General features: G+C 39.5%; 8 protein-coding genes. 5 read left to right on the top strand and 3 right to left on the bottom strand.

Translation table 11 applies throughout. From position 1 onward, the window contains the following. Positions 1-230 precede the first annotated feature (230 nt). The 5 genes from NOS7524_RS01110 (at position 231) to NOS7524_RS01090 (ending at position 7,897) form a co-directional block, all read left to right on the top strand. Positions 231-1,079, top strand: coding sequence for a hypothetical protein (locus tag NOS7524_RS01110; RefSeq protein ID WP_015136612.1), 849 nt, complete (start codon positions 231-233; stop codon positions 1,077-1,079). 58 nt (positions 1,080-1,137) lie between these two features. Further along, the gene (locus NOS7524_RS01105) at positions 1,138-3,285 is read left to right on the top strand and encodes an ATP-binding protein (protein WP_015136611.1); all 2,148 of its coding nucleotides are present in this window, start codon (positions 1,138-1,140) and stop codon (positions 3,283-3,285) included. 27 nt (positions 3,286-3,312) lie between these two features. Further along, a complete protein-coding gene (locus NOS7524_RS01100) occupies positions 3,313-5,904 on the top strand; it encodes a DNA translocase FtsK (RefSeq protein WP_015136610.1) in 2,592 nt (863 codons plus the stop codon). A 362-nt stretch (positions 5,905-6,266) separates the two neighbouring features. After that, a complete protein-coding gene (locus NOS7524_RS01095; protein WP_015136609.1) occupies positions 6,267-6,464 on the top strand; it encodes a hypothetical protein in 198 nt (65 codons plus the stop codon). Positions 6,465-7,012: 548 nt separating this feature from the next. Then, a complete protein-coding gene (locus NOS7524_RS01090) occupies positions 7,013-7,897 on the top strand; it encodes a ParA family protein (protein WP_015136607.1) in 885 nt (294 codons plus the stop codon). Positions 7,898-7,958: 61 nt separating this feature from the next. Here NOS7524_RS01090 and recG read toward each other — a convergent pair whose 3' ends face one another. The 3 genes from recG to tsf all read right to left on the bottom strand — a co-directional run bounded on the left by recG (position 7,959) and on the right by tsf (position 12,581). Beyond that, complete coding sequence (gene recG / locus NOS7524_RS01085) at positions 7,959-10,439, bottom strand: ATP-dependent DNA helicase RecG (protein ID WP_015136606.1); 2,481 nt, start codon at positions 10,437-10,439, stop codon at positions 7,959-7,961. Positions 10,440-10,517: 78 nt separating this feature from the next. Next, positions 10,518-11,474 (bottom strand): hypothetical protein, encoded by a 957-nt coding sequence (locus NOS7524_RS01080; RefSeq protein ID WP_015136605.1) that lies wholly within the window; start codon positions 11,472-11,474, stop codon positions 10,518-10,520. A gap of 165 nt (positions 11,475-11,639) precedes the next feature. Further along, positions 11,640-12,581 (bottom strand): translation elongation factor Ts, encoded by a 942-nt coding sequence (gene tsf / locus NOS7524_RS01075; RefSeq protein ID WP_015136604.1) that lies wholly within the window; start codon positions 12,579-12,581, stop codon positions 11,640-11,642. Positions 12,582-12,751 lie beyond the last annotated feature (170 nt).

Below are 12,751 nucleotides of genomic sequence, written 5' to 3'. Positions count from 1 at the left end.
GATTTAATGTAATATTTGCTAGGATTTTGTAAACTAAGTTTACTTAGCGTAGGCTAGGTTAAAATACTTTTTGCAGAAAATTTTGCTTGTCTTTTACATTTAAATTTGTGAGCGATCGCGGAATATTTCGTAATTACTGGTACTAATTAGAGCTACTATATAAAAAGTGTGTAAATTATTGCCTTTTGAGTTAGAGTAGTCCTCATGTAGATGCTCTATAAATTACCAGTATGGACACGAACGAATTAAAGTTTCTCTTAAAGTTATTAGGATGTTCCAATTATCGCGCTGGACTAACTACTACCTTTGGTAGTTTTACAGGGAAGGATAAAATTTGTCGAGCATTAGGCGATCGCGAGCTGGTAGACTATTCCCGTGAGATTGCCACAGTCAAGATTTTATCTCCTGGCCAAGCCTTGCTGAACCTCCCACCAGGCCAGTTACCCATCACAGACAAAGAACTCAAGGTACTGGAGAAGATAAGTAAAGCTTCCGGTAAAATCGCCCCCAGTAAAATCACGTCACCAAAAGCTACTGAACGAGACGCAATATTAAAAACTCTCAGCGAAAGGGGATTGATTGAAGCAGAATTGCAACTGAAAAAAGTTAAAGCTGAAGTGTGGCTAACTGAAAGAGGAATTGAGTTATTACGAGATGATTTTATTCCCACCAAAAGCACTAACCCTGTCATTAGTCAAGAACTTTTAGGTAATTATCTCCGGTTTTTACGCAAGACTTTGCGGGTTAAGCCAGAGACAGTATCTACTTTGTCACCCACTAATGTTGAGTCATCAATTGAAGCGATTATCAATATCACTGATGAAGAAATTTTACAGACTATTGAGAAATTAGACAAAGAATTAGGAACAGAGAATTATTTACCTATCTTCCATCTACGACAAAAATTACAACCTCCTCTTTCACGAGATGAAGTAGATAATGCACTGTATCGTTTGCAAAAGAATGATCTAATTGAACTGAGTACATTGTTAGATCCAACACCATATACACCAGAACAGTTAAATACTGGCATTCCCCAAAATATAGGCGGTTCGTTGTTTTTTATCAGTGTTAATTAACGCTTATAGTAATAATTTATCACTGTAGTTCAGGTTGCTTCTTCACCAAAATTCAGATATGACATCAATTAACGACATTATTAAACACGATATTAATCCTTTTGACCTTGTAAACTTAAAAACTGGTAATTTTTGGAGTGAAAGTCAAAGCTCTGAGTCTGTAGTTGAGTCAATCCACCAAGAAGCCATAAGTGAGATTGAAGGATTATTAGACTTAGTAGAAAAAGATCATCGTAGCCGTACTGTTTTACTTACAGGTGATTCCGGATCTGGTAAAAGTTATTTACTTGCTAGACTCAAACTTAAGTTTAATTCTAGAGCTTTTTTTGCCTATATAAGTCCTTGGGCTGACAACGATTATATTTGGCGGCATATTCTACGTTACACAGTTGATAGCTTAATTCAAGTACCAAATGGACAACAAGAGTCTCAATTAATATTGTGGCTGAAAAGTTTATCAGCCTTTACTAAGCAGAGCCTAAAGAATCGCATTTTTAATCATAATTTATGGGAATTATTACTCAGCGATCGCCAAAATTTTATTAAAGAACTCAAGAAAATATATAAACAAGTAGGTATCTATAATCCTGACATATTTTTTGGCATACTACATGACCTTACTGATCCAGAATTATATCATTTAGCCTGCGAATGGTTACGAGGCGATGACTTAAGTGAAGATTCAATGGCTGTATTAAAAGTTAAACACTGTATTGATAGTGAAGATGCAGCAAAGAATATTTTAGCAAACTTTGGTAAAATATCTACTGATAATCAACCAATAGTTTTATGCTTTGATCAAGTTGAAAGCCAAGCAACTTGGGATTCAAATCCCCAACCTATCTTTAATATTAATACTACAATTCATAATGATAATCTCAAAAATTTCCTTATAATTATCAGCATAGTTCAGTCAGAGTGGAGACTAAAGAGTGGCCGAATTTTACAGTCAGATAAAGCTAGAGTTGACAAGCAAGTAATACTAAAGCCTATCAATTTAAATCAGGCAGAATCACTTTGGGTTTATCGTCTAAAATCTCTACATCAAAGAGCTAATCCCAAGCCTGATTCACCCCTCTTTCCTTTAAGTAAGGAATTATTGGAGAAAAATTTTCCAGGTGGTAAAACCTTGCCAAGAAATACTTTAATTTTAGGTCGGTATGAGTATCAAAAATATAAACGTTCTTTGTTAGAAAATGAAGAAATAATTGCACCACCACCTCCTCCTCCTGTTAATATTCCATCCTCAAAATCAGAAGTAATAGATCCAAAAAAAGTTAATATACATCTGGTTAAAAAGCCTGGTGGTAAAGTAATTATCCCTCCACCTCCTCCACCTCCAGATAATATTGAGCAAGTCCAAGCAGAGTTTCAACTGTTGTGGCAGAAAGAATATAAGAAAAATCAGGAGAAATATAGCAAGATTTCACTCTTATCATCACCTGATTTAATTGTGATGTTGCAACAAGCATTACTTGCCTTACAAGTTCAGGAAATTAAGCTGAAACTATTAAGTGGAAAGTATGCTAGTTATTCTTTGAGTTATCAACAGTCGAGTAAGCAAGAAAGAGTAGGTATAGTATGGACTGAAGATGCAAATATGACAACCTTTTTTCATGTCATGAATGCCTGTCAGAGAGTTATTCAACAAAATTTATGTCAACCCCTATATTTGATTAGAATTGGCGGGGTAGGAACACCAAAGCTAGCTGGTAATCAAATATATCAACAGATTTTTACTCATACCAATCACCATCACATAAGACCCAATCTTACTTCTGTTCACCACTTAGCAACATACCAAAGTTTGGTAAACTCTGCACTATCGCAAGAATTGGTATTGACGAGTAAACGTAGAGCAATTACCTTACAAGAATTACAATCTTTAATTAGACAAGCGAAAATTTTACACAAGTGTACTTTATTACAGGATTTAGGAATTGTTGGCAAACAAGAACCAGTTAAAGATAATGGAAATGGCAAAACAAGAGATTTGCGCCTAGTTAAAGATTTTTTGTTGAACCTAGTGACAACCCAAAGCTTTATGGGAGTACCTACACTAATTACAAATGCGGTTGATCAATTTCCTACTATTAAAGAAACTGATGTACAATACCTAATTCAGCTTTTATGCGAGGAACGTAGAGTTAAAATTATTAACCCAGGAGTCAAACTACAAGACCAATTAATTTGTTTAGTTGCGTAATTATTATTTATTATGAAGTTTTAGTCAATGCACTACCTGAAAGAAGCGACAGAAATTATAGGTATTATATCTAAATTAGCAGGAACTGAAACACTATGGCTAGACACAGAAATTGCTCATTGGAATACATCTTATCCTAAACTATCGCTGATTCAGGTATTGGCTGAACCTACAGATATAACAGGTGCATCTGCTTACATTCTGGATGTATTAGATAAACATGATTTGACAGCATATTTTATCAATCAAATCATGGTTAACTCCAATATCCAAAAAGTATTTCACAATGCTAGCTTTGACTTAAAATACTTAGGCGCACACCTAGCGAAAAATATTACTTGTACTTTACAATTAGCCAGAAAAATCACACTTCAAAAGCTGCAAACTTCCAATTTAAAATTAAAAACCTTAGCTTTAGAACTGTGCAATTTTTCTGATGTAGATACAGAAGAACAAGCAAGCGATTGGGGAAAGCGTCCTCTCAGCCAAAAGCAGCTAAAATATGCGGCGATGGATACAGTGTATTTAGCTACTGTCCATCGTCGCTTACTAGAAATATCTAATCCTAATGCACTCAGTCAGATTTTTATAGTAAACAATGGCTTAAAGCAGTTAACAGAAGAAATGGAAAATCCATCTTTAAGTGTGACTAAAGTCCGCATTGCTTTTGAATGTCCTCGACTGTTTTATCTCAATCATCAGTTTGGTGACAAAGCCATATTTTTACCACCAGATACAGCTATTGGTATTGGGAATCCCTTCCACCTCCTAGCAGATAAATTCATTAAATTAGCCTTGGTTGAACCACAATTCACTAATTTATTGAAACCAAATGCGTCACAGCTAAATATAGAAGTAATTGCTAATGCTGTTCAACAACTGTTCTATCAACTAGAATTTTTTCCCTATCTACAACAAACTATACAAAAAGATCACGAGCAAGGACAAACACTTTTACAGGTTTGGAATGGATTACAAGGACTCATCAAACGCTTTGCAGAGTTACTTGTGATCAATAGGCGTTATTGTAGTGCAGATAAAGTTATTAGTAATACTTTTCTATCTACAGAACGCAGTATTGAACATTACTTTACGTTACCCAATGGCACACAGCAATTAGTCCGAGGTGAATTTGATTGTTTAGTCTTCAATTTTGAAGTCAATCGTCTATGTATGGTGGAGTTTAAAACCTATCAGCCAGTAGATCCTTCTGCACAATTGGCTCAAGTTTCTCTCTATAGCTATTTGCTTCACCACAAAAAGAAAGTACCTGTAGACTCAGCTGTTTACTGTGTATTACCTGAGTTTAAAGAGTATAGTTATTCTTGGGAACAGCTAGAAAATACAGTACATCAGCTAATTCCCCACAAATTATTACAAATGCAACAGTGGTTAACTTGGGAATCACCCCATCCCAACCCACCACCACGAACAACTCAGCCTCACTTATGCCAAATTTGTCCTCAACAGCAAAAGTGTCAGACTTTTTTTGGTGATGTCATATCTGATCCCCCCCAACCCCCCTTAGAAAGGGGGGAGGAATCTATTAATCCTGATATCAAGACTAAGAAACAAACACCTAATGCTGATGAAATAGGCGAAGCTTTGGTTAATACTCTGCAATCTTTTGGTGTTGGTGTTGACTACTTAGGCGCAGCTGTGGGGCCTGCTTTTATCCGGGTGAAGTTGAAACCTAATTTGGGTGTGAAAGTTAATGCACTGCTAAGATTATCAAATGATTTGCAAGTGCAATTGGGATTAGCAGATAAACCTTTAATTGCGCCCCAAGCTGGGTATGTCAGTATTGATTTACCTCGTTCAGATAGAGAGGTTGCTAGCTTTATCGATTATATTCAACCCCAAACTTTAAGCCCGACTGCATCTATCAAAATTGCCATTGGGGTAAATTTAGAAGGAGAATTAGTAGAGGCAGATTTATCTGATCCTAATACCTGTCACTTTTTAGTTGGGGGGACAACTGGTAGCGGTAAAAGTGAATTTTTGCGATCGCTCCTCCTCAGCTTACTATATCGTCATACCCCGCAACATCTCAAAATTGCCCTAGTTGATCCTAAGCGAGTCACCTTTCCAGAGTTTGAGCGTATGGCTTGGTTATATTCGCCAGTTGTGAAAGATAGCGATCGCGCTACCGAACTCATGGAAGAATTAGTCTTAGAAATGGAATCCCGTTACCAGCAGTTTGAAAAACTTAGCTGTGCTGATTTAGGTAGCTACAATCAGATATCTAACAAGCCTTTACCTCGCATTGTCTGCATATTTGATGAATATGCAGACTTTATGGCAGAAAAAGAAATCCGCAAAGCTTTAGAACTCAGTATTAAACGCTTGGGAGCAATGGCACGCGCTGCTGGAATACATCTAATTATTGCTACCCAACGCCCAGAAGCTGGTATTGTCACTCCCATTATCCGTTCCAATCTACCAGGCCGAGTTGCCCTCCGAACGGCTGGCGAAGCAGACTCAAAAATTGTCTTGGGAGGTACAGAAACATCCGCAGCTTACCTATTAGGTAAAGGTGATTTACTCTACCAAATTGGCCCACAACTAAATCGTTTACAAAGTTTGTTTGCCAAACAAATTCAGATACCATCCGTTTAGAAAATTTTATACTTTTATAGTTGGATAACTGCAATGAAAGCTTTTACGCTGATGAAAGTCATAACAAATCCGAAGCGGATTTTATAGGAATTATATTTAATTTCTGAAAACATTCTGTACACAAGTATTTATGTTCTTTCCTATTCCCTATTTGCTGCCTCTACGAGTAATTACAGTCATCAAACCGGAATGCTATATACATTTTAGTTAACTCCATAAGTGTTATTCATGACAAATATTGTATTACTTTTAAAATCTCGCTAATTTTCGCAAAAACTTCTCTAAGTTCATCCTGTAGGACTAATAAAAACCTGAAAATTAAATATAAAGCAACCAACACCCTACAGGAAAGAAGTAAAAAAATGACTGCTAAACTACTGTCAATGACAGCTGTTAATCAGCTTACATTAGTAATTTATCTTGATCAATATGGCTATTATCACTATGAAGTAATTCATGGTAAAGGAGTTCTGCAAAATACTGAGATATTCTACAATCAACAAGCGGCTGAGATAGAAGGAATGTTGTGTATTAATTCTATATTGAACTATTACAAATAAAACTATGTAGCTTCAAATTTTATACTAATTGAACATAGGTGACAGGTGACAGGCTTCCGCCGTGAGCGTCAGCCAAACAGTGACAGTGGAGAAGGAAGGAGAGAGTTTCTTTCATTTTTGGTGAGTATATCGCTGCTCTAGTTAGTGGCTCATATCTTGTATCATTCTCAATCATCCTAGGGTGGGCAATGCCGACGATGTAGAAATTAAGGCTTAAGCGAATTTCCAGCATAGCCCACCTGACAAAACTGGCAATAAAACAACTGTTGCAAAATCTAAGCCACCCAAAGACGTGTTTGATGCCCCCGAAACAAATCAAAGAAACCGTTTTTCTTCCCTACACCCCTACACCCCGTGTTTCTCAGAAGATGAAACTACCCAAGCCAACATCTCCCAACTGAAGCCGTGTTGCTATATACTCTATCGAGGCAATCTTGCTCACACAGCTCTTTTGATTCCCCGTAAATATTAAATTTAACGGAAGTTTCAGTTGTTCAAAAGGGGTGTGCGCTACCTAAATGGGAACGCGTCATCAGAGGAATTCACTAATGGGATATGTAATTGCTACTGCAAATATGAAAGGCGGTGTAGGGAAAACTACCCTCACAGTTAATTTAGCTACTTGTTTAGCGAAAAATCACGGTAAAAAGGTGCTGGTTCTGGATTTAGATACCCAAATCAGTGCCACACTTAGTCTCATGTCGCCTCTGGATTTTGCCAAGCGTCGCAAACAAAGACTGACATTAAGATATCTCATTGATGAGGTAATCAATCCAGATCCCAATTCTAAATTAACCATCAAGGATATTATTCAAACTCAAGTTTGTAACCTGCCAGGACTAAATTTATTGCCGGGAGATATAGATTTATATGATGAGTTTGTCGTCTCAGAAATGCTGCACAGACAAACAATTGCGTTAGGTGAACAAAACTTTGAAAACGTTTGGAATCGTTTTGAAAGAGTTTTGATTAATAACATCTTAAAATTAGTGCGCGATGAGTATGATTTTATTCTTTTAGATTGCGCTCCAGGTTACAATTTATTGACCCGTAGTGCTTTAGCTGCTAGTGATTTTTATCTCCTGCCAGCCAAGCCAGAACCTTTATCGGTTGTAGGAATTCAACTTTTAGAAAGACGTATTGCCCAGTTAAAAGATAGTCATGAACATGAAGCGAAAATAACTATCAAAATGTTGGGTATTGTTTTTAGTATGTGTAACACCAATTTACTAACTGGGAGATATTATAAACAAGTGATGCACCGGGTTGTAGAAGATTTTGGTGTAGAACAAATTTGTAAGGCACAAATCCCAGTTGATATCAGCGTTGCTAAAGCTGTTGATAGTTTTATGCCAGCTGTTTTGAATGCACCTCAATCAGCTGGTTCTAAATCATTCATGCAGTTAACCCAAGAGTTGTTGCAAAAACTATGAGGAAGTGGTGATATCAAATAATGTAGGGTGGACAAATCCCACCCTACGTGTTTTTCAAACATCAAGTTAAAATTGCCCCACCCATCAATCGTTCATAACGATATTTCAACTCGGCTTTCATCAAAGGCCAACGCTCTAAAGTCACATCTAACTCTATGACTTTCTCGGCGGCTTGCCTTGCTAAGATTAGCACTTCCTCATCCTCTACTAAACTAGCTAAGGTAAAATCTGGTACACCAGATTGACGAGTGCCTAAAACTTCACCCGGCCCACGAAACCGCATATCCATTTCGGAAATAAAAAAGCCATCTTGAGATTGTTCCAAGACTTTGAGCCTTTGTTGGGCATCAGGACTTCTAGAACTACTCATTAACAAACAGTAGGATTTTGCTGCACCCCGGCCAACCCGCCCCCGCAATTGGTGTAGTTGCGATAAACCAAAACGCTCGGCATTTTCAATGAGCATTACTGTCGCATTAGGCACATCAACACCAACTTCCACAACGGTGGTAGAAACTAAAATCTGCGTTTGATTATCACGGAATTTGGTGATGGCTTCGTCCTTCTCGGCTGAACTCATGCGACCATGCAATAACCCTACTTGAAATTCTGGGAAAATACTTTCTTGCAGCTTTTGATGTTCTTCCACTGCCGATCGCAAGTCTAGTTTCTCTGATTCTTCCACTAAAGGCAATACTACATAAATTTGCCGACCTTGGGCAATTTCCCGGCGCATTAAGTCATAAGCAAAGGTGCGTTGCTGACTGGTTAAGGCCGTAGTTTGAATTGCTTGTCTTCCTGGTGGTAACTCGTCAATTTGACTGACATCCAAATCCCCGTGTATGGTTAATGCCAGTGTGCGGGGAATTGGGGTAGCTGTCATAGTTAAAACATGAGGTTGTTCACCTTTTTGCTGCAACAACGCCCTTTGTTTCACCCCAAACCGATGTTGTTCATCAATTACTACTAACCCCAATCGCTGAAAATTTACCGGATCTTGAATTAAGGCGTGAGTTCCCACTAACAAAGGCAATTCCCCTGTGGCTAGTTGAGCATGAATTTGTCGGCGTTTCGCAATTTTGGTTGAACCTGTCAGCAATTCCACAGGTAAATATAACAAGTTAAACCAGCTAACTAACTTGCGGTAATGCTGTTCTGCTAAAACTTCCGTGGGAGCCATCAAAGCCGCTTGGTAGCCAGATTGAATGGCGGCTAAAATTGCCACCACTGCCACGACGGTTTTACCTGAACCCACATCACCCTGGACAAGCCGATTCATGGGTGTGGTTTTTTGCAAGTCGTTGAGAATGTCGTTGAGGACTCGTTGCTGTGCGCCAGTCAGTTGAAATGGTAGGACTTCGTAGAATTTTTCGATTAATTGGCCTTTGGGAGCCAGAACCGCGCTAGTTTGAATCGCCTTGGCTTGCTGCTGACGTTGCAGTAAACCCAGTTGTAGGTAGAAAAATTCATCAAAGACGAGGCGGCGACGGGCAATTTGTAGGCGATCGCTATCGTTAGGAAAATGGATGTTAGCGATCGCATCCTTTAATTCCATCAAACCATATTTTTCCCGCAAACCTTTAGGCAATGGGTCTTTTAGTTGCGCCGCCGCAGGTAAAGCCGCCAGTACCGCTTGACGTACCATATTCGCCATCACTCCCTCGGTGAGTGCATATATTGGTACTACTCGCCCAATCGTCAGCGATTCAATTGTATCCCCTGGATTAGCCAACACTTCCAACTCAGGGTTATCCAGCGTCAAACCGTATTTACTCCCTTTCGCTAATCCACAAGCCGCCACCACACTACCAACCGGGTAGCGCCGTTTTAAACTTTCTTGCCAAGCCCGACTGGAAAACCGCGCCCCAGCCCAGAAGCGACTGACTTTAATTTGACCAGTATTATCTTTTAAAACTAATTCTAAAATCGTTAATTTCTGATTTTTGGGGCTAGTAAAGCAGTTACAACGCTTGACTGTAGCTACAATTGTGACTGACTCACCCCCTTGCAACTCCCGGATATTTACCTGACGTGCATAGTCAATATGATCACGGGGGTAGTAAAACAGCAAGTCGCGTACAGTGTACAACCGCAAAGCCGCCAATTTATCTGCTTTCCGAATCCCGATTTCTGGTAAATCACTGAGTTTTTGGTCAATTTTCGGAGCTAATCTGCGGCTGACTTCCGCCACCACAGGCGCAGAATTTGGCACTTTGGCTTTATAACTTCTCCCTTGCTCCTCTGCTCCCTTGCTTCCCTGCTCCTTCTCCTCTTGTTGCAGTTGGTAAATATACCGACGAGTTTCTGCTATTAAATGTTGTCGTTCTTTCAGTTCTAGATGGGGATAGTTAGCAAATTGTATTGCTAAGTCTTGCCAGCGACGGCGCTCAATGGGTGGTAAAACAGTAGGGAATTTCCCAAAAGTTAGGCTGAGAAATTCACTAAAACGGTATTGTTTACCCATCAAGTCTTGAAAGCCGTGTTCTGCTTCTACTGCCAAGGCTTTGTGTAAGCGTATCCAATCTGGTTGGTCATTAGTCATTAGTCAACCCCTGCGGGGAATTCAAAATTCAAAATACCCTACGGCAAACCTACAAAATTCAAAATTAATAACTCCTGACTAATCCTCATACCAACTGGCACGCCATGCTGATTCGGCTTCAGCAATTGAGTGTTCTTTTTGCTTTTTTTGATACTCTCTTCCTAGTTTATTGAGTTGCACTAAGATGTCGCGAATTTGCCTGCGATTGGCGGAAACTGTCGCGTCAGCAAACTCTATTTCCCCTAGCCGTAAATTAATGGTCATGATTTGGGTGAGGTTGGATTCTTCTGTATCTTGCCCATTTTCAATCTCAATGACTAAGTTTAAGAGATTGGGCGGCCCTGGCATCATCTCAGCAGAAGCTTCCGACGCAGCCGCAGCAGCATCTAATATGGGTTGTGGCAATTTTTTTGGTAAGATTCCCGCTTTTTGTAACACCACATTAGCGTCATGAGAAACTTTCCTCAGTGTGCTTTGGATTTTTTCTTCTAAATACTGTTGCCATTTTGCTAGTTGTATGGGATTAGAACTGTCAAAGGTATAAGATTGAGGCACAGAATTTTTGAGGGTTTCAGTAGAGGCTAATAAAACAGATATGACTTCTTCTGCTCCTAACATTTGAGAAGCCACTATCTTCTCTAAATCTCCCCCATCACCCCCATCTTCCTCATCTCCCCCATCTCCCACATCTTCCTCATCTCCCCCATTCCCCACCCTGCGGGAAGCTGACGCTACATCGCCCTCATCTTCTTCCTCGCTGACAAGATGAGTCAGTAATATCTCAGCTGCTTGTTGACCTAATTTACGGATACCTTGTTGTAATTGTTGCCGTTGATTTAAGGACAACTCCAAAAAGTTATCGGGATACCCTTGGGTACACAGATGATAAGTTGCCAGAATTAACTGTTTTCGCAGTGCTTGACCCAAGTTAGTTAGATAAATAGCATAAGCTGCTTGGAGTTCTGTTGCGATCGCTTGGATCGCTTCTTGCAGCACGGCAATATCCCGCTCAATTCGCTCAATTGCTCTGGCCATACTTTCCTTTACTTACCCACCTGAACCTTATATGGTACAAATGTACGTGGTTATTTACAAATAATCATTCACGATATTTTAAATTTTAAATAAAATACAGGTCAGGCTATTTGCTTGACCTGTATCTAGTACAGTCAATTAGTCACTCATCACCAATGACTAAGACTACTTCTGACCCATTTGGGCGGCGACTTCTTCAGCAAAGTTGCTTTCTTGCTTTTCAATGCCTTCGCCTAGGATATAGCGCACAAATTGACGTACTTCAATGTCTTCACCGACTTTAGCCTTAACTTGCTTGAGCAAGTCTTCCACAGAAATACTTTGATCGCGAATATAAGGCTGATCAAGCAAAGTCATTTCTTTCAGGCGTTTGTCAATCCGACCCTGAACGATTTTTTCTCTGATGTTTTCTGGTTTATTAGCCAAATCGTCCTTGCCCATTTCGATGTCTTTTTCTTTTTGGACAACTTCGGCAGGGATTTGTTCTACATTGACATACTCAACATTGGGACAAGCTGCAACTTGCATAGCTGCATTCCGAGCCAATGTTTGAAATTCTTCGTTAGCAGCAGCAGTTTCCGATTTAGCATTCACCTCAACTAACACGCCAACTCGACCACCAGTATGAATGTAGCTATCTACTACCCCTGGTGTATCTTTGATAGCGAAGTTGACGAAGCGACGTACCTGGATATTTTCACCTAAACCAGCAATGCTTTGCTTGATGAATTCATCTACGGTAACGCTGTTATTTTCAATGTAAGGTTGAGCCAGCAAAGACTCAACACTATCAGCAGTCGCTGCTTGCTGGGCTAGACTCTTAACTAGAGCTTTAAAAGCATCGTTACGGGCAACAAAGTCTGTTTGGCAGTTGACTTCTATGAGTACGCCTACTTTCCCATCTGGCTGAATGTAGGTTTCTACTAGGCCTTCTGCCGCAATGCGATCGCTTTTTTTACCCGCCGAAGCGATGCCTTTTTTGCGTAGCCAATCTATCGCTTGTTCGATATCGCCTTCGGTTTCTTTCAGGGCTTTTTTACAGTCCATCATGCCCGCACCAGTTTTTTGGCGTAGCTCTTGGACGAGTTTTGCAGATATTTCCGCCATGTTGCCTCAATTCCTAACTTGACCTTGAGTTTTAATCGCTCACCAAAACAGTGCTGAGTCAAAAGTGCTAAGTGCTGAGTATTAATACTAGAAGTAATGGAAAATTATTTTCTTGGCTCCCAGTTTTTTATAGAGAAACAAGCAATTTTTTCTTGTTTAGTTCTCCAAAC

It is taken from the genome of Nostoc sp. PCC 7524 (assembly GCF_000316645.1).
GTDB lineage: Bacteria > Cyanobacteriota > Cyanobacteriia > Cyanobacteriales > Nostocaceae > Trichormus.
This window is presented reverse-complemented; position numbering and strand designations above follow the sequence as displayed.